Source organism: Actinophytocola sediminis (genome assembly GCF_054779715.1).
Genome location: NZ_BAAGXS010000038.1, coordinates 1 through 19,253 on the forward strand (window position 1 = coordinate 1; position 19,253 = coordinate 19,253).

Below are 19,253 nucleotides of genomic sequence, written 5' to 3' on the forward strand. Positions count from 1 at the left end.
ACACGATCAACACACCAAGATCTTCGGTGGATCCAGGTTGAGCGTCCTGAATGAGGCATTCAGGGCTCTGGGTGGGTCATGTACGCGGCGACCAGGTTGGCGACCTGGCGGGTGAGTGCTTCCGGGTCGTCGGTGCGGTCGGCCAACTGGCCGTCCAGCCACAGGGACGCCAGCCCGTGGACCAGGCTCCACAGCATGAGGGTCAGCACGTCCCGGTCGACCGGCTTGAGCACCCCGGCGGTGATGCACTCGTCCACGGTGCCCTCCAGGACCGCGAACGCGTCCGTGCCGAACTCCGCGTCCTGCTGGCTCTTGTGGGAGGTCTTCAGCTCCGGGCGGAACATCACCTGGAAGTAGGCCGGGTGCCGGCTCGCGAACAGCACGTACTCCTCGACGATCGCGGCCAGCGCCCGGTCCAGGGTCGCCGCCGCGCCCCTGGCGTCCCGTAGCGCGATCGCCAGGCGCCGGTAGCCCTCGTCGGACAGCGCGGCCAGCAGCGCCGCGCGGTCGGCGAAGTGGTGGTACGGCGCGCCAGGACTCACCCCGGCGGCCCTGGCCACCCGCCGCAGGCTCACCGCGCCGATGCCATCGGACTCGATCAGCTCGATGGTCGCCGTCAGCAGGGCCTCCCGCAGCGCGCCGTGGTGGTAGTTCGTCCTGGTCATGCGACGAAGCCTAGGTTGCCTGAGCCATACCCCTCATATATACAGTGCTTAGATAATCTGAACGGTGTACAGATAGGGGATCGCCATGACTGAGCGGGTGTTGGTGACGGGCGCGACCGGGTTCATCGCGCGGCAGGTGATCGCCGACCTGACCGCGCACGGCTACGCGGTACGGGGGACCGCGCGCCGGCCGGTCGACGGGCTGGACGACGGGCTGGACGATGTGGTCATGGCCGACCTGGCGGCCGACGCCGGCTGGGCGGAGGCGGTGGCGGGCTGCGACTACGTGCTGCACGTGGCCTCGCCGTTCCCCGCCGAGGTGCCGAAGTCGGCCGACGAGCTGGTGCGGCCGGCGGTCGACGGGACGCTGCGGGTGCTGCGGGCGGCGGCGGACGCCGGCGTGCGGCGGGTCGTGCTGACCTCGTCGGTCGCCGCGATCGTGAGCGGGCACCACGACCAGCGCGTGCGCACCGAGGCCGACTGGTCCGACGCGGACCGCAGCCCGGCGTACGCGAGGAGCAAGACCCTGGCCGAGCGGGCGGCGTGGGACTTCGCGCGCGAGTCAGGGCTGGAGCTGGTCGCGGTGAACCCCGGGACGGTGCTCGGCCCGCTGGCCGGGCCGGGCATGAGCACGTCGGTGGAGTTGGTGCGCCGGCTGCTGACGCGGGACGTGCCGGGGTCGCCGAAGATGGGCTTCTCACTGGTGGACGTGCGGGACGTGGCGGCCGGGCACCGGCTCGCCATGGAGTCGCCGGTCGCGCCGGGCAACCGGTACATCCTGGCCGGCGACCACCTGTGGATGCGGGAGATCGCTGCCGTGCTGGCGGCGGAGTTCGCGCCGCGCGGCTACCGCGTGCCGACGGGTTACCTGCCGACGCCGCTGCTGCGGCTCGTGGCCCTGTTCGACCCGTCGGTCCGGGTGGCGCTGGGGCTGTTGGGGCTGCGGGAACAGGTCACCTCGGACAAGGCCCGCGCCGAGCTGGGCTGGACCATGCGGCCGGTGCGCGACACCATCATCGACACCGCGAACAGCCTCGTCGAGCGGGGGATCGTGCCGAACCCGGCGCGTCCCGCGCGGTCAGAGCTGGGCGGCGTCGGTGCTGATCCGGCGTAGCCAGGGTGTGCACGATCGTATCCGCGACCGGCCCGAGACGTGAGAACGGGGCGGCCGAAGCTGCCCCGTCGTCGCGTGTGCTTTCTCAGCCCTCAGTGTTGGTGGACCCGCTCCGCAGTGGTATGTAGTTGACCCCAGGCAGTGCTGGTAAGCAGGAGCATGCCACCGTTCGGGTTTTTCGAGTCCCGTACCGCGGCGCCAGTCGGTAGCGTCCCCACCTCAACGCACGCGCCCCCGTTCTCAGTGCTGTAGCTGCTCTTCCGCCACACCATGCTGGAGAGGTCCGGGGTGATCATGTCTTGCTCATTTCGGCTGAGAGGTACTCGGCGGCAAGTTCCCGCAGCCGGTCCTGTGACTCGGCGGGGCCGAGGGCTGCCGCCGACATGCGGTTCCACAGCGCATTGTATGCGCGGACGTCCTCCGGTTGGTCGAGCAGGACGGAGTCGGTGTAGTCCTCCAGGTAGATCACGTCTGTGCTGGCGTCGTGCTCGAACCGCAGCATGATGAAGGCGAAGGCCGCCAGGCTGAAGGTCTGGGCGTCGAACGGGAGCACCTGTACGTCGATGGTGCCGAGTTCAGCCAGTTCGGCGACGTGTTTGAGCTGGTCAGCCATCAGCGCCCGCCCTCCGACGATTCGGCGGATGGCGGACTCGCTGAGGATGAAGAACCGCTCGGCGTCGTCCCGCTTGAGCACGTCCTGGCGGTCGATCCGCGCCTGAACGAGCCGCTTCAACTCGTCGTCTGACGAGCGCTGAGCGGCGTAAACAGCGCGGATGTACGCCTCGGTCTGGAGCACGCCGGGAATGACCTCGGGCTGGTACCAGCGAATACCCGTGGCGTCGTCCTCCAGGTCGAGATAGTCACGAAACCAGTTAGGCGTGACGTTCCGATAGGCGCTCCACCGACCTCGCTTGCGGCCCGACCGGGCGAGGTCGCGGAGTCGAACCGCCTCGTCGCCACCGATGCCGTAGAAGTCGATCAGTGCGTTCAGGTCCGTGATCTTCAGCCCTGACTCGCCGTTCTCGATCCGGCTGATCTTGCTGGACGCCGCCTCGATCACCTCGGCGGCCTCATCCTGGGTCTTGGTGGCCTGGTCGCGGGCGCGCTTGAGGGCGATCCCGAGCCGCCGCCGTTGCAGGGTCGGTGACGCCACGTCTGCCTCCTCGTTCGGTCGCGTCCATATTGGACATCTACATCGATAGTTGCAATCTCGTTCATCCGATCGGATCGCTTCCAAATTAGAAGTCCATAACGTATTGTCCTGATCAGTGGAGAAAAATAGAAGTCCATTTTAGGAGTAGGGCATACGGGGCTCCCGGTCACTGGTAGGCAAGTGGCCGTCACGCGGGTCGTCGTCGACCTCGACAACCGCCCGCCGGTGAACGTGACAAGCGCATGGACAACGCAGTGACCGGACCCCGAGACTCTCGATTGAGAGGTGTAGTCATGTGGCTACTGTTCGTAGTATGACGATGGTTGATGGTTCGCAGGCCGCCGAGTTGCGAGAAGCGATGATCGGTGAGCTGCGTGAGATGGGGGCGGTTCGAAGCAACCGGGTCGCCGAGGTGTTCCGGGCGGTACCCCGGCATCTGTTCACCCCGGAGGCGTCGCTGGAGGCCGCCTACAAACCGCGCGACGCGGTGCACGTGAAGCGGGACGACGAGGGCCGGCCGGTCAGTACGGTTTCGTCACCGCAGTTGCAGAGCACCATGCTGGAGCAGGCGGACATCCGTCCGGGAATGTCAGCACTGGAAATCGGGTCCGGTGGCGTGAACGCCGCCATGATGAGCTGGCTGGCAGACCCGGGGGGCCGGGTCACCACGGTCGACATCGACTCGGACGTGACCGCACGGGCGCGACGGCTCCTGGACGCGGCCGGCTTCGACCGGGTGAATGTCGTTCTCGCCGACGCTGAGCACGGTTTCGCCGAGGACGCCCCGTATGACCGGATCATCGTCACGGTCGGTGCGTGGGACATTCCCCCGGCGTGGATAGACCAGCTCTCCCTGGGCGGGCGGCTGGTGGTCCCGTTGCGGATGCGCGGATTGACGCGCTCGCTGGAGCTTGAGCGCGAGGGCGATCATCTGGTGAGCCGATCGGCCACGATCTGCGGCTTTGTTCCCATGCAGGGCGCGGGCGCGAACGTGGCGCAGTCGGTGCCGTTGCGCGGTACCAGAGCCGAGGTGCGGTTCGACGACGGCTGCCCCGGTGACCAGGTGCCCGTTCTGGAGGGTGTTCTCGGCACCGAACGCGCCGAGGCGTGGTCCGGCGTGACGATCGGCGGCATGGAGTCGTTCGAGACGCTACAACTCTGGCTGGCCACGGTGTTCCCCGGTTTCGGCAAGCTGCACGCGGACGCCGACGAGCGATCCGTTCTGGTCGACGACGACCATATGTGGTTCGACTCAGCGGTGATTGTGGGCGACTCGCTCGCCTACCTGACCACGCGCAGGGTGGAACCCGGCAGCTCCGAGTTCGGTGCGCACGCGTTCGGCCCGCACGCCGCCGAGGTCGCCGAAACGATGGCCGAGCAGGTGCGTGTCTGGGATCGCGAGCAACGCCACGGCCCTGGCCCGACCTTTCGCATTTGGCCCCACAGCACGCCCGACGACCAACTTCCTGAGGGTTTGGTCATCGACAAGCGGCACCACCGCGTCACGATCTCCTGGCCACCGGCGACCACCGTCGCGACCGGCCAGGGCAACCAGGAGGAACCACAAGGAGAGTGATCAGCATGATCCTGGCCCTCACCCAACCCGCTGTCGAGGTCGACGAGTTCGCACTCGATGTGCGGGTGATCGAGGACAGCCTTCCGCTCGCCAAATTGTCGTGCGCCACCGACGACAACTGCGGGGGATCGACCTGCGGAAGCGCCTGCACGAGCAACGTCACCGAACCGCTCTGACACTGAGCGACAGAAGCCGGTAGGACGGGAGGCGGGCGGTGGGTACGAGGCGGATGCTGTTCCGACACACGGGTGTGGTGATGGCACGCGCCAGCACCGACCCGGGCGACTTGGAACTGCCCGACACACTCGACCTCGACACCGAAGGCGCCCTCGACGAGGGCCGAACGTGGCTGGAACACCTCTGGCGACGCACCGAGATCCGGACGGCGTTGAGAGTTGCCAGCACGGCGTTGTCCCACCACGTCGACGCCATCGTCGCCGGCGACCGGGTCGACGTCAGTCAGCTACGGCGCGTGCTGATCACCACCTTCTCCTACCTACGACGCTGGCAGCGGCGCGCCACCCCGTTCGGTCTGTTCGCCGGGGTGGCCGCCGCGTCCGCGGGCTCGCCGCCGTCCGCGCAACTCAGCGAGGAACACAAGGTGGTGGCGCGCGCGGACGCGCGATGGTTGGGCGAGATCATCGACAGCCTTGAACGGCACCCCGAGCTGCTGCTACGCCTGCCCATTGTCCTCAACGACGCCGGATTCCTACGCGGTGACCGGTTCGTGGTCCCAGCACGGCCCGACGAACGCCAACCGCATCGTGGTGCGGCGTTGGACGCATCTGTTCGGCACACCAACGCGGTGGCAGTCGCCTTGGCAGGGGCGGCCAAGCCGGTTCTCGTCGCCGATCTGGCCGAACGCGTCGGGCAGCGGTTCCCTGACGCCGGACCGGACAAGGTTCGACGCCTCCTTGCCGATCTGGTCGCCAGCCGCGCCTTGATCACCAGCCTGCGGGCCCCGATGACGGCTTTCGATCCGCTGGCGCATCTCGTCGCCGAGCTGGACGCCGTCGGTGCCGACGATCTGCCCGACCTCGCGGACGTAGTCCACCAGCTCGGCGCGATCCACGAGGAGCTGTGCTCGCTCAGAACCTGGGCGTTCCCCTCGGACTACTCCTTGGTCCTGGAGAACGTTGCGGACCGGATGCGCACAGTGCGGGACGCACCCGGCCGGGTGCTGGCTGTGGACCTGGCGGTCGCCGGCAGGGTCACGATTCCCGAGGCGGTCTTACACGAGGCGGAGGTCGCCGCGTCGGCGTTGTTGCGGCTCACGCCGTTTCCGTTCGGAGACCCGGCCTGGAAGGACTTTCACACCCGGTTCCTCGACCGGTACGGCGTCGGCGCGGTGGTCGCCATGCGCGACGTGGTCGCCGATTCCGGCCTCGGGTATCCCGCCGGGTTCCTCGGCGCGGCCCGGCCACGCACCGCGCACCTGTTGACAGAACGCGATGTCACCTTGCAGGCGCTGATCCAGGAAGCGATCATCGAGGGCCGTACCGAGGTCACCTTGACCGAGCGGACCATCGGCGACCTGAGGGCCGGCGACCATACGAAGCTGGTTCCGCCTCCACGCGTCGAGCTGGCCTTTCAGCTCTTCGCCGCCTCTGTCGACGCGTTGGAGCACGGCCAGTTCCAACTCTGGCTTACCGGAGCGCCCATGCATGCCAACAGCATGGCCGGACGGTTTGCCTATCTGCTGCCCGACGAGGACCAGCGACGCCTGGCCGCGACGTACACACCGGCTGATGAGAACACCATTGCCGCGCAACTGTCGTTTCCACCCCGCCGTGAGCACAACGAGAACATCACTCGCGCGCCTCGACTGCTGCCTTTCGTGATCCCCTTGGGGGAGCACCAAAGTGACGACGAGACCGTCATCCCGCTGGACGATCTCGCGGTCACCGCTGACACGACGAGGATGTCCCTGGTGCGGATCTCGACCGGGGAACTGGTCCAACCGCACAGCCTGCACGCGCTCGAAACCACCACGCAAACCCCGCCGCTGGTGCGGTTTCTCGCCGAGGTGGCGTCCGCGCGGTGTGGCGCATTTGGACCGATCGGGTTCGGAGCCGCCCACGATCTGCCGTTCCACCCGCGCATCCGTTACGGCCGCGTTGTGTTGTCCGCAGCCAGGTGGCTCGTCAAGAGCACCGACCTCCCCTCTGGGCCGGCTGCCACACCCCTGTGGGACGACGCACTGAGTACGTGGTGCGAACGGTGGAGCGTTCCTTCGAACGTCGTGTTGTGCGAGAGCGACCTCCGCTTGCCGATCAACCTGGGCGATCGTCGGGACCGGACGCTGTTACGTACCCGCATGCAGCGCGACCGCACCGGAATGGTCGAGCTACGTGAATCCGGCCCGGACGATGGGCGAGCATGGGCAGGCGGCCGAACCTGCGAACTGGTCATCCCGCTCACCGCCGTCCCGAGCACCACGACGCAACTCCGCCCGTGGAATGCGCCGCTGCGTACCGTTGCCCGAACGGACGCCCTACTCCCAGGGACCTCGCCCCTGGTGCGCGCTCACCTTCACGGCCATCCGCTGCGCTTCGACGACATCCTCAACGAGCTGCCGCGACTGTTCAGCGACGCGGACGTTCCTGTGGTGCGGTGGTGGTTCTGGCGCCATCACGACCCTGCCCGTCCTGACAGTGACCAGCACGTGGTGTTGTGCCTGCGACTCAGGACGGCGGAGGACTTCGGGACCATTGTTGTTCGGCTCTCGGAGTGGGCGGCACATCTCCGCTCGACGGGGTTGCTCGCTGACCTCGGTTTCGCCGCACATCGACCGCCGCTGGGTGTGTTCGGCCACGGCACTGAAGCGCAGGACGCCGCCGAACAGATGTTGGCCACGGACTCGGCAGCAGCCATCGCCCAACTCTGGTGGGCAACCCGCAGTGGGACGCCTACCCAGGCGATCGCTGCGGCGTCCCTGGCAGACCTGGCCGCCTCGTTGTTCGCGAGCCAGGAGGCCGGGTTACGCGGGTTGCTCGATCTGCTCCCGCAAGAGCAGGGCAAGGTGGACCCGGATCTCAGCGTGGCGACGCTGGGGCTGGTCGATGCCGACGGCCTGGTTGGTCTTCAGAAGCGCCATGATGGTCAGATCGTGACGCGCGTGTGGGACCAGCGCCGCGCAGCACTCGCCGCGTACCGCGACAGATTTCTCCGGGACCGTGATGGCCGGTTGGTGCTGCGCACGCTCCTGCACGAGCACCACCTTCGGGCCGTCAGTGTCGATGCGGGCGTGGAGAAGGTCACCAACCGCCTTGCCCGTGCCGTTGCTCAACGCCGGCTCGCCCTCAGCGGGCAGGCCAGCTCGCGGCCATGAACGATGCTGCCCAAGTCGCGGAGACGCTCGCCGGGGCGCTGACGACACCCAATCGCGGCACCGATGACAACACCGGGCGAGAACAGTCTCTCGCCCTGGGCGCTGCCGGGATCGCCCTCGTGCACATCGAGCGTGCTCTCGCGGGCGTAGGACCGTGGAGCACGGCGCACGCATGGGTGAGCACGGCGACCGCCCGAGGGATCAGTGCGGCCGACGACACTGGTCTCTACCTCGGCGCGCCGGCCATCTCGTTCATCCTGCACGCTGCCGAAGCGGACCACGCCCACCGCTACCACCACGCGCTGTCCACCGTGGACTCCCACGTCGCCGCGTTGGCACATCGACGGGTCGACGCGGCCACGGCGCGTGCTCGGCGCGGCGAAGCAACGACGATCGTCGAGTACGACCTGGTCTCCGGCCTGACCGGAATCGGACAGCTCCTGCTCCGGTGCGCGCCTGGAACCGACGCGGTCGGTCGCATTCTCGACTACCTCGTCCATCTCACCGCGCCGCGCGTTGACGGCCTTCCCGGTTGGTGGGTCACTCGCGATCCGGACATGACTCTGCCCACACCCGGCGGTCACGCCAACCACGGCGTGGCACACGGCATCTCGGGCGTACTGGCTTTCCTCGGCACCGCCCTACGGTCCGGCGTAACCGTAGAGGGACACCGCGAGGCGATCGCGGCGATCTGCGCCTACCTGGACCACTGGCGGCATGACGACGAACGTGGCTCCTGGTGGCCGGAGTGGATCACCCGAGATGAGTTGGCTACCGGAACGTCACGGCAACGCGGCCCGTTCCGGCCGAGCTGGTGCTACGGAACACCCGGCATCGCCCGCGCCCAGCAGATCGCCGCTATCGCCACCGGCGACACGACACGGCAGCGCTCGGCCGAGCGCGCAATCGTGGCGTGCCTGTCCGACGCCGACCAACTCGCCGGCATCACCGACATCGGTCTGTGCCACGGCTGGGCCGGGCTGTACCAGACCGTCTGGCGAGCGGCTCAGGACGCGCTAACCCCCGAGATCGGCCACCACCTGCCGCACCTGGCCGAATCGCTCACCAGCCACGCTGCCGAAGCCCAGGACGCTCCCGGCCTCCTCGCCGGCATCGCCGGACTCGCCCTCGCAACACGCACCGCCGCGCACAACTCCGCACCGATCTCGGGATGGGACGCATGCCTGCTGATCACATAAGGACCGTCGAGATCATCGAAACCGCCGTCGTGAACGTCATCACCGGCACGCCGCTGACCGACGCTGCCCAGACCGCAGGCATGCAAGCCTCAGAGCTGGCCGACGCCGTCGAGGTCTACCAGCAGGCCGGCCGACACGCACTCAACGGTCAGACCGAGTCGGACTGGTGGCAGGTCTACATCCAGTTCTCCGACTGGGACGGAGCCGAGCGGGCCGCCGCCGAACACCTGGCGCCACTCCTGCGACGCGCCGAAGCCAGCGGCGCAGTCACCGCGTGGTGGTTCATGCGGAAGTCGCCTTGTTGGCGACTTCGGCTGCGACCGGGTCGGGCTGGACGTGCGATCGACGCAGACCTCTCTGCCGAACTCGATCAACTCACCACCTATGATCAGATCAGCAGGTGGTGGTCCGGTATCTACGAAGCGGAGACCGCCGCGTTCGGTGGCGTGCATGGCGTGGAGATAGCCCACGACCTGTTCTGCGTTGACAGCAACGCCATTCTTGCCATGCTCGGCAGCGATCAACCCGCGCTAGGTCGCCGGGAACTCTCCCTGCTGCTGTGCGCCACGCTCATGCGCGCCGCCAACCTGGAGTGGTACGAGCAAGGCGACGTCTGGGACCGCGTCAACCAGGAGCGCCCGCACCTGACCGACGTGCCGGCCGACAAGATCACCGCGCTGGCCGCCGAAGTCAAGGAACTGCTGCTCATTGACACCACGCCCGGCGGCCCGCTACTCGGCGAGGCCCGCCCACTCGCTTCCTCGGCCAGTTGGATCGATGGGTTCCGCCAAGGCGGCCACGCACTCGGCGTCGCCGCACGCGAGGGCACCCTGCGGCGAGGACTCCGCGAAATCATCAGCTACCTGGTGATCTTTCACTGGAATCGCCTCGGGCTGCACGTCCGAACCCAGAGCATCCTCGCCGCCGCGGCAGGTGCCGCGATATTAGGGACGCTCCCTGAGTAGAGCGGCAAACCAGCAACCATCTAGCCCGCCGGCAACAGCTCGGTGTCTAGCGCCAAGGCGTCCACTTCAGCCAGGTGAAGATGGCTACTGCTGCGGCGATGACGGTGGCGATACCGATAATCACGACACCGCGAACAGCCTCATCGAGCGGGGGATCGTGCCGAACCCGGCGCGTCCCGCGCGGTCAGAGCTGGGCGGCGTCGGTGCCGATTCCGTGTAGCAGGGTGTGCACGATCGCGGTGGCCACGGCGTCCACGTCGGTGTTGTCGTCCTCGCTGGCCATGTCGAAGAGGGCGTGATAGACGCGGCGGGCCCACACCACGTCGACCTCGGCGCGGATCAGGCCGATGTCCTGTGCCCGGCGGAGCAGGTCCTCGCATCTGGTCAGCACGCCCGCATGCAGGCGGGCCGTGACCGGGTCGGTGGCGGCGGTCTGGCTCATGGCGAACTTCCAGCTGAGCTTGACCTTCAGCACGTTGGCGGTCACCTGGTACATGGCGATCAACGGTGGCGTGGACTCGGGCCTGGCGGCGTCGATGGCGGCGTGGAACTGTGCGGTCGCCCAGGCGGCCAACGCGTCGAGCAGGGCGTCGCGGGTGGCGAAGCGCCGGTGGACGGTGGTGCGGGCGACGCCGGCGGCCTCGGCGACCTGCTCAATGGTGGCGGCCGGATTGGCGCGCAGGACCCGCTCGGCGGCTTCCAGGATGGTGCGCACGGTCAGCTCGGTGTCCGCGCGCATGGGTCGTCGCTGCGTGGTCACGCTGTAAGGCTACGCAACGGACGCAACCATGACCCAACTTGCGACACTCATGACGCAAGTCGTATGTTTGCTGCAACCAGGGAGACGCAGCAACAGGAGGTCGTCATGGATCTGCGGTTGACGGGAAAGACCGCCCTCGTCACCGGCGCCAGCCGGGGGATCGGGCTGGCCATCGTGCGCACGCTGATCGCCGAAGGGGTGACCGTGGTCGGCGCCGCCCGCACGGTGTCGAAGGAGCTCGCCGACAGCGGCGCGCACGTCATCACCGCCGATCTGGCGACCGCGGCCGGGCCGGGCGAGCTGGTGGAGACCGTGCTCGACCAGCACGGCGACCTCGACATCCTGGTCAACAACGTCGGCGGCGGGGACGCGAGCGACCTGCGCGCCTTCTTCGACTACGACGACGACATCTGGCGGAAGGTGTTCGACCTGAACTTCTTCTCCACCGTGCGCGCCTGCCGCGCCGCGGTCCCCAGCGTGGTCCGCCGCAACGGGCTGATCGTCAACGTGTCGTCGGTCGGCGCGCGAATGCCGCACACCGGCCCGGTTCCCTACACCACCGCCAAGGCCGCGCTCAACGCCTTCGGCAAGGCACTCGCCGAGGAGTACGGCGACCAGGGCGTCCGCGTCGTCACCGTCACCCCGGGACCGACCCGTACCCCGCTGTGGACCGACCCGGACGGTTTCGGCGGCGCGGTCGCCGCCGCGCAGGGCGTGCCGCACGCCGACCTGATCGCCGGCCTGGCGACCGCGTCCGGCATCCGCTCCGGCCAGCTCGTGGAGCCGGAGCAGGTCGCGTCCCTGGTCGCCTACCTGGCCTCGCCGCAGGCCGCCAGCATGACCGGCAACGAGTACCTCGTCGACGGCGGCGCCATCAAGACGGTGTGATGGTCAGCGTGCCCATGGCGGTCGTCGCCGAGCTGGCGCCGGTGTGGATGTCGACCGCGCCCGGCTCGACGGCGAACCGGCCGCCGGGGTCGCCGGTCCAGAAACCGAGGTCCTCGACGTCGAGGGTGAAGCGCACGACCGTGTCGGCACCCGCGTCGAGCTGGACCCGGCGGAAGCCACGCAGCCTGCGCACCGGTTGCACGATGCTCGCGACCCGGTCGTGCACGTAGAGCTGGACGACCTCGTCGCCGGCGCGGTCCCCGGTGTTGCGCACCGCCACGGTGACCTCGACCGTGGCGCCGTCGCGCAGCGCTCCGGCGGCGACGCGGTCCTGGCTCAGCACCGGCTCGGCGAGGTCGAAGGTGGTGTAGCCGAGGCCGTGGCCGAACGGGAACCGGGGGCCGTCGGCGAGGTCGAGGTAGCCGGTGACGAACGGGTTGTCCGGCCGCGCGGGATCGTGGGGGCGGCCGGTGTTCTCCCGGTTGTGGTAGATGGGCACCTGCCCGACCGTGCGCGGGAAGGTCACCGGCAGCTTGCCGCCGGGGTTCACCGCGCCGGTCAGCACGTCGGCGATCGCGCTGCCCGCCTCGATCCCCGGGTGCCAGGCCAGCAGCACGGCCGGCGCCGAGTCCAGCCACGCCCCGGTCAGCGGCCGGCCGCCGACCAGGACCACCGCGTACGGCGTGCCCGTGGCGGCGACGGCCGCGATGAGCTCCTCCTGCGCGCCGGGTAGGCGCAGGTCGGCCCGGGTGGACGCCTCGCCGCTGATCGCCGACGGCTCGCCGACCACGACAACCACCACGTCGGCGGCGCGCGCGGCCGCGACCGCCGCCGGGATGCCGCTGGTGTCCCGGCCCTCGGCGGGGACCCCTTCGGCGTGGCTGATCCGCGCGTGCGGCAGCGCGGTGCCGATGGCCGCGCGGACGGTGCGCGCGGGAAAGCGTCGCTGGGTCTCGCCGAGCACCCAGGTGCCGAGCAGGTCGGTCGAGTCGGCGAACGGGCCGACCACGGCGACCGAGGCCACCGCCGGGTCGAGGGGGAGCACCGCGGGCTCGTTGCGCAGCAGCACCATGCACCTGGCCGCCACGTCGCGGGCCGCCGCCAGCGCCGCCGGGGTCGGCTCGCCGATCGCGGCCCGCTCGTCCACGTACGGCCGGTCGAACAGGCCCAACCGGAACTTCAGCCGCAGCACGCGGGTCACCGCGTCGTCCAGTCGCTCCTCGCTGATCAGGCCGATGGCCAACAACTCCAGCCCGTGTTCGACCAGCGTGGTGCTGGCCATCTCCATGTCCACCCCGGCGGTCAGCGCGAGCCTGCCGGCGTCGGCGTGGTCGGCGGCGAAACCGTGCACGACCAGCTCCTCGACGCCCGCCCAGTCGCTGACCACGACCCCGTCGAAGCCCCACTGCGTCTTGAGGATGTCGGTCAGCGTGTGCGCGTTGCCGTGCGCCGGCACCCCGCTGACCGTGTTGAACGCCGCCATGACGGTGGCCGCGCCCGCGTCCACGGCGGCCAGGAACGGCGGCAGGTAGCGGTTGCGCAGGCGCTGCTCGGACACGTCGACGGTGTTGTAGTCCCGGCCGCCCTCGGCTCCGCCGTAGGCGACGAAGTGCTTGGCGCAGGCGGCGACCCGGTCCGGGGACCGTAAGTCGTCGCCCTGGTAGCCGCGCACCTTCGCGGCGGCGTACCGCGCGGTCAGGTACGGGTCCTCGCCGTGGCTCTCGGCGATCCGGCCCCAGCGCGGCTCGGTGGTCACGTCCATCATCGGCGAGAACGCCCAGTGCACGCCGTTGGACCTGGCCTCGCGGGCGGACACGGCGCCGTCGGTCTCGGTGACCGCCGGGTCGAACGCGGCGGCCTGCGCGAGCGGGATGGGGAAGGTCGTCCAGTACCCGTGGATGACGTCGAGCCCGTACAGCAGCGGGATGCCCAGCCGGGATTCCTCGACGGCGACGCGCTGCAGCGTGTTGCCCGCCGCCGCGTCGCTGATGTTGAGCACCGAGCCGACCCGGCCGGCGCGCGCCGCGGCCTCGACGGTCTCGGTGCCCGGTCCGCCGGGCCCGGTGTTCCAGCCCCAGGCCAGCTGCTGGAGCTGGCCGAGCTTCTCGGCCGGGGTCATCCGGCCGAGCAGGTCCTTGATCCGGGGCTCGGCGTCCTGGGCGCTGCTCATGCGGTGGTTCCTCTCCACGGGCGGGGGTGCCGGTGACGCGCGGGCGCGCGCCACCGGCGTCGGGTCAGCCGAGGCTCGCGTCCTGGTACACCCGCACGTAGTCGATCCGGAACTGCTGCGGGAACGGCACACTGGCGTCCGGGTGCCCGATCCACGACGCGCCGATCGCGGTGTTCATGATGATGTGCATCGGCTTGTCGAAGTAGGCGCCGGTCGGCGTGAACTGGCAGGTCTGCTGCCCGTCGACGTAGTAGGTCAGCTTCGGTCCAGGCTCCCAGATGAGGCCGTAGGTGTGGTAGCCGGCCGACAGGTCGACCGCGCTCTCGTACGTGCAGCCCTGGCTGGCGCCGAGGTCGGGGCCGTTGGGGGTGTCGGCGTAGTGCAGGGCGTGGTGCACCTCCCTGGGCGTGTTCCACAGCTCGGCGAAGTCGATCTCGTTGCCGCCCGGTCCCGGCCAGTTGCCGGTGACGTCACCCTGCAGCCAGAGCGCGGGCCAGATGCCCTTGCCCATGACCGGCATCTTGGCCCGTATCTCGATCTTGCCGTAAGTGAACGAGAACCGGCCCTTGGTCCACACCATGCCCGAGGTGTACGCCTTGCTGCCGTACTGCTTCTTCTCGGTGGTCAGCACCAGGTTGCTGCTGGCGGTGGTGACCGCGGCGGAGGTGTAGGCTTGGTCGGAGCCGGGGGACAGCAGCCCTTCGATGACGCCCCACCGCTGGTGGTTGAGGCTGCCGTCGAAGGTGTCGCCCCACACGTACTCCCAGTCGTAGGCGACCTGGTCGGCGGTGGAGGTACCCGCGGTCACCGGTAAGGCCGCCGCGGTCAGCAGGCCGGCCACCACGAGCAGCCGCCGCATTCGTTTGCCCATCACTGTTCTCCTTCGTTGGATGGATGGAGCCCGGTCACTACCGCTGGGTGTGTGCCTTCTCGAACTCGCCGCGGACCTGGTCGCCGCCGCTCTGCCGCCACTGGCGCACGACCTCGGCCCAGCCGGACACCGGCTGGTTGCCGCGCACGATCTCGCTGCGGGCGTTGTTCAGTGCCTTGGACAGCACCGAGCCCTTGCTGGCGTTGGTCGGCGAGTACAGGCCGACGGTGGGGTCCCGCACCAGCCGGGGCGCGACCTCGCGATGGAACGCGTACTGCTTGTCGACCACGGCGCGGTCGCCGGGGCCGAGGATCGGCGCCTGGTCGACCAGGTACTGCATGGGGATCTTGACGTTGGTGTCGCCGGCGCCGGTCAGCGAGGGGATGCCCGCGCTCATGGTGTGGTCGACGCCGTCGACGCCGAACTTGCGGAACAGGTGCTCGGTGGTGCCGATCGGCGCCGCCATCCAGTTCGCGATGGCCAGCATCTGCTTGACCCTGGCCTCGTCGCCCTTCTTGATCGCGGTGACCGCGAAGCTGCCGTTGCCGGTGAAGTGCCGGCCATCACCGCTGCCGTCGTGCGCCGGCGCGAGCAGGCCGCCGACCTCGATGCCCTGATAGGTGCTGAGCAGGATGTCCCACGCCGCGTAGCCGTCGACCTTCATGGCGATCTTGCCGGTGCCGAACCAGTCCCGGCCCTGCTGGAAGGTCGCGCTGAACACGTCCGGGTGGAACAGTCCTTTTTGGACCATGTCGACGAGCGCGGCGAGCGCCTCCGGGTACTCCTCGGTCTCGACGGCGTTGGTGAACGTGCCGTCCTTCTCCGTCCAGCCGTTGGGCGCGCCGAACATCTCCAACAGGAACAGCATCGCGCCGCCCCCGCCGAGACCGGTGTCGCCAAGCGCCCAGCGTCCGGCCCGCTCGTCGGTCAGTCCGGTACAGAGCTCGATGAACTCCTTGTGGTCGGCCGGTTTCGGGTTGAGCGACCGTTGGGCGACCAGGTCGTCGCGGACGAACATGATCTCGCCGATGCTCGCCCTCGGGGTGGGCAGCCCGTAGATGCCGCCGTTGGCGACCATCGGCTGCCAGGAGAACTCCGGGATGTTCGCGAGGAACGGGTAGTCCTTGACCGCGTCGCCGGACAGGAACGGCGTCAGGTCGGCGAACTTGGCGCGCAGCACGCCGGGCAGGTCCGGGGTCCAGGACGGCAGCATCACCATGTCGGGGAGGTCGCCGCCGGCGATCGTCGTGGTCACCTTGGTGCTGTAGTCGCTGTCCGGCACGATGTTGAAGGCCAGCTCCGCGCCGATCTGGTCGTTGAGCGCCTGCCAGTAGGCGTTGTCGGCCAGCGGCGGCGGCACCGGGGTGAACGTGTCGACCAGGATGGCGACCCGGCCGGCGCCTTCTCCCGGCTTGCTGGTGATCGCGGTGACCAGGTTCTCCGGGTAGCGGTAGAAGCCGGGCAGCAGGTCCGGGCCGGCCGGCAGGTCGGGGGTCACTCCGGTGTAGGGGACGTGGGTCGGCAGCCGCACGCCGGCGTTGGCCTCGGCGCTGTTGACGGTGCCGCCACCGCCGCCGCAGGCCGAGATGAACGACGTCGATGCGGCCGCGAGGGTCATCGCGCCCATGCCGCGCAACAAGGCGCGACGGCTCACAGCTCTGTGCTGGGTCACGGCGAGGACTTCCGTTCTCAGGCGGTTTGCATTGAGTTGATGATGCGCATCATCACAGTGGTGCTGGACTCTAGATCGAGGTAAATCCACTGTCAATACCAGGTAAACCAGCTGGCTGGCGACCTGTTGTTGACCTATCGACACCGGTCTGGCTACTCTCCAGTCGTCAACAGATAATGCGCTATATCAATTGGGGTAACCACGGTGAAGGCGTCCGAACGGCCGAAGAAGCGGCCGACCCAGGCCGATGTCGCGCGGCTGGCGAGCGTGTCGCCCGCCGTCGTCTCCTCGGTCGTCAACGGGCGCGGCGGCGCGAACGGGGTCCGGGTCAGCGACCGCACGGCCGCCCGGGTCGAGGACGCGATCCGCCAGCTCGGCTACGTGCCGAACGTGGCCGCGAGGAGTCTGGCAGGCGGTCGCAACGGGATCGTCGGCGTGTTCACCTACGAGGCGCTGTTCCCGATGCAGGCGATGAGCTACTACCACCCGTTCCTGGTCGGCGTCGAGGAGGCGGTGGAGGCGCTGGACTGCCATCTGCTGCTGTTCACCGGGTCGCACACCGACGACCGGCGCCGGTCGATCTACAAGAACGGCACCAACTCGCTGCAGGTCGCCGACGGCTCGGTCCTCATCGGACAGTCAGAGGACCGCGACGAGCTGGCGGCCCTGGTCCGGGACGGCTATCCGGCGGTGTTCATCGGCCGCCGGGACCTGCCAGGCGCCGAGGTCTCCTACGCCGCGGCCGACTACAGCACTGCCACCCGCCAGCTCGTCGAGCGGATCAGCGGGCTGGGACACCGGCGGATCGCCCGGCTGCGCGGTGGGTCCAACCACGAGTCGATCCTCGACCGCGACGCGGGTTTCGCGGCCGCGCGGGAACTACTGGGCGACCGGGTCGAGACCACGGAGGTGTTCGTGCCGCCGCGCGCGGAGTCCATCGCCGCGGTCGTGCCCGGGCTGATCGAGCAGGGCTACACCTGCCTGGTCACCGACGACCGCGAGCGGGCGGGCGACGTGTGCGCCGCGGCCGCGACGCTGGGCCTGTCGGTGCCGGCGGACCTGTCGGTGGCCGCGCTCAGTGAGTACGAGTACGTCGACCTGGCCACCGGCGCCGCCCGGTGGGACATCACCACCATCACCACGCCGGGCCGGGAGATGGGCGCCGCCGCGGTGCAGCTGCTGGCCGACGTGCTGGACAACCCCACCGACCGCACCCCCCGCCGGGTCGTCATCGACTGCGGCTTCCACGCCGGCGCCACCCTGACCAGCCAACAAGGAGCCTGATGCACGAGCAGAACTGCGACATCCTGGTCGTCGGCGGCGGTCTCGGCGGCGTGGCCGCCGCGCTGGCCGCGGTGCGGCTTGGCCGCGACGTCGTCCTCACCGAGGAGACCGACTGGCTCGGCGGGCAGCTGACCACCCAGGCGGTGCCCCCCGACGAGCACCCCTGGATCGAGCAGTTCGGCTGCACGGCGACCTACCGGAAGCTGCGCGACACCATCCGCGCGTACTACCGCCGCGCGTACCCGCTGACCGAGCAGGCCTCGGCGACCCCGAACCTCAACCCCGGCAAGGGACACGTCAGCCGCCTGTGTCACGAGCCGAGGGTCGCCGTCGCCGCGATCGACGAGCTGCTCGCCCCCTACCGCTCCAGCGGGCAGCTCCGTGTCCTGTTGCGACACCGGCCGGTGGCCGCCGAAGTGGACGGTGACCGGGTCCACGCGGTGCGGCTGCTCGACACCGGCGGCGGCCACGAGGTGACCGTGTCCGCGCGGTACGTGCTGGACGCCACCGAGATGGGCGAGCTGCTCGAGCTGGCCGGGGTCGAGCACGTCATCGGGTCGGAGAGCCGTGCGGACACCGGGGAGCCGCACGCGGTCGACGGCCCGGCCCAGCCGGGCGACCAGCAGTCGTTCACCTTCTGCTTCGCCCTGGACCACCGGCCGGGGGAGGACCACACCATCGACCGCCCGGCGACCTACGACTTCTGGCGCTCCTACGCGCCGGACTTCTGGCCCGCGCCGCTGCTGAGCTGGCGGCAGGTCGCCCCGGAGACGCTCCAGCCGTACTCGAAGCGGGTGTTCGAGCCCGACCAGGACTTCGACCTGTGGCGGTTCCGCCGGATCCTGCACCGGCCGTTCTTCACCGACGAGTACACCGGCGGCGACATCACGCTGGTGAACTGGCAGCAGATCGACTACTGGCTCGGGCCCCTGCTCGGCGTCGACGACGCCGAGCGTGACCGGCACCTCGATGGCGCCCGCCAGCTCAGCCTGTCGTTCCTGTACTGGATGCAGACCGAGGCGCCCAACCACCTCGGCGGCACCGGCCACCCCGGACTGCGGCTGCGCCCCGACGTCACCGACACCGCCGACGGGCTCGCGAAGTACCCCTATATCCGGGAGTCGCGCCGCATCCGGGCCGAGTTCACCGTGTCCGAACTGCATGTCGGGGTGGAGGCCCGCGGCTCGCAGCTCGGCGCCGAGGAGTTCCGGGACAGCGTCGGCATCGGCAGCTACCGCATCGACCTGCACCCCTCCACCGGCGGCCCGGCCGGGCCTCGGCAGTACGTCGACGTTGCGAGCTGGCCGTTCCAGGTCCCGCTCGGCGCGCTGCTGCCGGTCCGGATGGAGAACCTGTTGCCCGCCAACAAGAACATCGGCACCACCCACATCTCCAACGGCTGCTACCGGCTGCACCCGGTGGAGTGGAACATCGGCGAGGCCGCCGGCGCGCTGGCCGCGCACTGCCTGGACACCGCGGCCGTGCCGCGTCAGGTGCGTGCGGACCCCGCCCGGCTCGACGCCTACCAGAACACGTTGACCAAGCTCGGGGTCGAGCTCAGCTGGCCGGTCGAGGTCCGCACCCAGATGAAGTACAACTGACCGG

At 69.4% G+C, this 19,253-nt stretch carries 16 protein-coding genes; 9 read left to right on the forward strand and 7 right to left on the reverse strand.

What is annotated here, in order from left to right:
• Nucleotides 1-59: 59 nt before the first annotated feature.
• Nucleotides 60-665, reverse strand: coding sequence for a TetR/AcrR family transcriptional regulator (locus tag ACYVIP_RS23515; protein WP_460399852.1), 606 nt, complete (start codon nucleotides 663-665; stop codon nucleotides 60-62).
• A gap of 85 nt (nucleotides 666-750) precedes the next feature.
• On the opposite strand from ACYVIP_RS23515, the gene ACYVIP_RS23520 reads away from it, so the two are divergent.
• Nucleotides 751-1,779: an NAD-dependent epimerase/dehydratase family protein gene (locus ACYVIP_RS23520; RefSeq protein ID WP_460399854.1), complete on the forward strand. Its 1,029-nt coding sequence runs from the start codon at nucleotides 751-753 to the stop codon at nucleotides 1,777-1,779.
• A 92-nt stretch (nucleotides 1,780-1,871) separates the two neighbouring features.
• Here the strand turns inward: ACYVIP_RS23520 and ACYVIP_RS23525 are convergent, their stop codons facing one another.
• Together ACYVIP_RS23525 and ACYVIP_RS23530 are read right to left on the reverse strand one after the other, a co-directional pair.
• The gene (locus ACYVIP_RS23525; protein ID WP_460399856.1) at nucleotides 1,872-2,075 is read right to left on the reverse strand and encodes a DUF397 domain-containing protein; all 204 of its coding nucleotides are present in this window, start codon (nucleotides 2,073-2,075) and stop codon (nucleotides 1,872-1,874) included.
• Nucleotides 2,072-2,932, reverse strand: a complete 861-nt coding sequence (locus ACYVIP_RS23530; protein WP_460399858.1) for a helix-turn-helix domain-containing protein — start codon at nucleotides 2,930-2,932, stop codon at nucleotides 2,072-2,074. Before ACYVIP_RS23530 ends, ACYVIP_RS23525 begins: the two co-directional genes overlap by 4 nt.
• Nucleotides 2,933-3,251: 319 nt before the next feature.
• Here ACYVIP_RS23530 and fxlM point away from each other — a divergent pair, with 319 nt between their 5' ends.
• The 5 genes from fxlM (at nucleotide 3,252) to ACYVIP_RS23555 (ending at nucleotide 10,003) form a co-directional block, all read left to right on the forward strand.
• Nucleotides 3,252-4,508, forward strand: a complete 1,257-nt coding sequence (gene fxlM / locus ACYVIP_RS23535) for a methyltransferase, FxLD system (RefSeq protein WP_460400124.1) — start codon at nucleotides 3,252-3,254, stop codon at nucleotides 4,506-4,508.
• A 5-nt stretch (nucleotides 4,509-4,513) separates the two neighbouring features.
• On the forward strand, nucleotides 4,514-4,684 hold the full coding sequence (locus ACYVIP_RS23540) for an FxLD family lanthipeptide (RefSeq protein WP_460399860.1): 171 nt from the start codon (nucleotides 4,514-4,516) through the stop codon (nucleotides 4,682-4,684).
• An 80-nt stretch (nucleotides 4,685-4,764) separates the two neighbouring features.
• The gene (locus ACYVIP_RS23545; RefSeq protein WP_460399862.1) at nucleotides 4,765-7,839 is read left to right on the forward strand and encodes a lantibiotic dehydratase; all 3,075 of its coding nucleotides are present in this window, start codon (nucleotides 4,765-4,767) and stop codon (nucleotides 7,837-7,839) included.
• Nucleotides 7,836-9,038, forward strand: coding sequence for a lanthionine synthetase C family protein (locus tag ACYVIP_RS23550; protein WP_460399864.1), 1,203 nt, complete (start codon nucleotides 7,836-7,838; stop codon nucleotides 9,036-9,038). Before ACYVIP_RS23545 ends, ACYVIP_RS23550 begins: the two co-directional genes overlap by 4 nt.
• Nucleotides 9,020-10,003, forward strand: coding sequence for a thiopeptide-type bacteriocin biosynthesis protein (locus tag ACYVIP_RS23555; protein WP_460399866.1), 984 nt, complete (start codon nucleotides 9,020-9,022; stop codon nucleotides 10,001-10,003). The genes ACYVIP_RS23550 and ACYVIP_RS23555 overlap by 19 nt, the downstream gene beginning before the upstream one ends.
• A gap of 184 nt (nucleotides 10,004-10,187) precedes the next feature.
• Here the strand turns inward: ACYVIP_RS23555 and ACYVIP_RS23560 are convergent, their stop codons facing one another.
• Complete coding sequence (locus ACYVIP_RS23560) at nucleotides 10,188-10,763, reverse strand: TetR/AcrR family transcriptional regulator (protein WP_460399868.1); 576 nt, start codon at nucleotides 10,761-10,763, stop codon at nucleotides 10,188-10,190.
• A gap of 105 nt (nucleotides 10,764-10,868) precedes the next feature.
• Here ACYVIP_RS23560 and ACYVIP_RS23565 point away from each other — a divergent pair, with 105 nt between their 5' ends.
• Nucleotides 10,869-11,651, forward strand: coding sequence for an SDR family NAD(P)-dependent oxidoreductase (locus ACYVIP_RS23565; RefSeq protein ID WP_460399870.1), 783 nt, complete (start codon nucleotides 10,869-10,871; stop codon nucleotides 11,649-11,651).
• Here the strand turns inward: ACYVIP_RS23565 and ACYVIP_RS23570 are convergent.
• From ACYVIP_RS23570 to ACYVIP_RS23580, 3 genes are all read right to left on the reverse strand, one after another.
• On the reverse strand, nucleotides 11,638-13,821 hold the full coding sequence (locus tag ACYVIP_RS23570) for a glycoside hydrolase family 3 N-terminal domain-containing protein (protein WP_460399872.1): 2,184 nt from the start codon (nucleotides 13,819-13,821) through the stop codon (nucleotides 11,638-11,640). The genes ACYVIP_RS23565 and ACYVIP_RS23570 overlap by 14 nt on opposite strands.
• A 64-nt stretch (nucleotides 13,822-13,885) precedes the next feature.
• The gene (locus tag ACYVIP_RS23575) at nucleotides 13,886-14,692 is read right to left on the reverse strand and encodes a glycoside hydrolase family 16 protein (protein WP_460399874.1); all 807 of its coding nucleotides are present in this window, start codon (nucleotides 14,690-14,692) and stop codon (nucleotides 13,886-13,888) included.
• Nucleotides 14,693-14,729: 37 nt separating this feature from the next.
• Nucleotides 14,730-16,346, reverse strand: coding sequence for an extracellular solute-binding protein (locus ACYVIP_RS23580; protein WP_460399876.1), 1,617 nt, complete (start codon nucleotides 16,344-16,346; stop codon nucleotides 14,730-14,732).
• A gap of 222 nt (nucleotides 16,347-16,568) precedes the next feature.
• Between ACYVIP_RS23580 and ACYVIP_RS23585 the strand changes: the two genes are divergently transcribed.
• Nucleotides 16,569-17,648, forward strand: coding sequence for a LacI family DNA-binding transcriptional regulator (locus ACYVIP_RS23585; RefSeq protein WP_460399878.1), 1,080 nt, complete (start codon nucleotides 16,569-16,571; stop codon nucleotides 17,646-17,648).
• The gene (locus ACYVIP_RS23590; protein WP_460399880.1) at nucleotides 17,648-19,249 is read left to right on the forward strand and encodes an FAD-dependent oxidoreductase; all 1,602 of its coding nucleotides are present in this window, start codon (nucleotides 17,648-17,650) and stop codon (nucleotides 19,247-19,249) included. Before ACYVIP_RS23585 ends, ACYVIP_RS23590 begins: the two co-directional genes overlap by 1 nt.
• Nucleotides 19,250-19,253 lie beyond the last annotated feature (4 nt).

Bases quoted from the DNA above. Each gene is read 5' to 3' on its own strand.
- ACYVIP_RS23515 (WP_460399852.1), bottom strand. From the start codon at position 665: ATGACCAGGACGAACTACCACCACGGCGCGCTGCGGGAGGCCCTGCTG.
- ACYVIP_RS23520 (WP_460399854.1), top strand. From the start codon at position 751: ATGACTGAGCGGGTGTTGGTGACGGGCGCGACCGGGTTCATCGCGCGG.
- ACYVIP_RS23525 (WP_460399856.1), bottom strand. From the start codon at position 2,075: ATGATCACCCCGGACCTCTCCAGCATGGTGTGGCGGAAGAGCAGCTAC.
- fxlM (WP_460400124.1), top strand. From the start codon at position 3,252: ATGGTTGATGGTTCGCAGGCCGCCGAGTTGCGAGAAGCGATGATCGGT.
- ACYVIP_RS23540 (WP_460399860.1), top strand. From the start codon at position 4,514: ATGATCCTGGCCCTCACCCAACCCGCTGTCGAGGTCGACGAGTTCGCA.
- ACYVIP_RS23545 (WP_460399862.1), top strand. From the start codon at position 4,765: ATGGCACGCGCCAGCACCGACCCGGGCGACTTGGAACTGCCCGACACA.
- ACYVIP_RS23550 (WP_460399864.1), top strand. From the start codon at position 7,836: ATGAACGATGCTGCCCAAGTCGCGGAGACGCTCGCCGGGGCGCTGACG.
- ACYVIP_RS23555 (WP_460399866.1), top strand. From the start codon at position 9,020: ATGCCTGCTGATCACATAAGGACCGTCGAGATCATCGAAACCGCCGTC.
- ACYVIP_RS23565 (WP_460399870.1), top strand. From the start codon at position 10,869: ATGGATCTGCGGTTGACGGGAAAGACCGCCCTCGTCACCGGCGCCAGC.
- ACYVIP_RS23570 (WP_460399872.1), bottom strand. From the start codon at position 13,821: ATGAGCAGCGCCCAGGACGCCGAGCCCCGGATCAAGGACCTGCTCGGC.
- ACYVIP_RS23575 (WP_460399874.1), bottom strand. From the start codon at position 14,692: ATGGGCAAACGAATGCGGCGGCTGCTCGTGGTGGCCGGCCTGCTGACC.
- ACYVIP_RS23590 (WP_460399880.1), top strand. From the start codon at position 17,648: ATGCACGAGCAGAACTGCGACATCCTGGTCGTCGGCGGCGGTCTCGGC.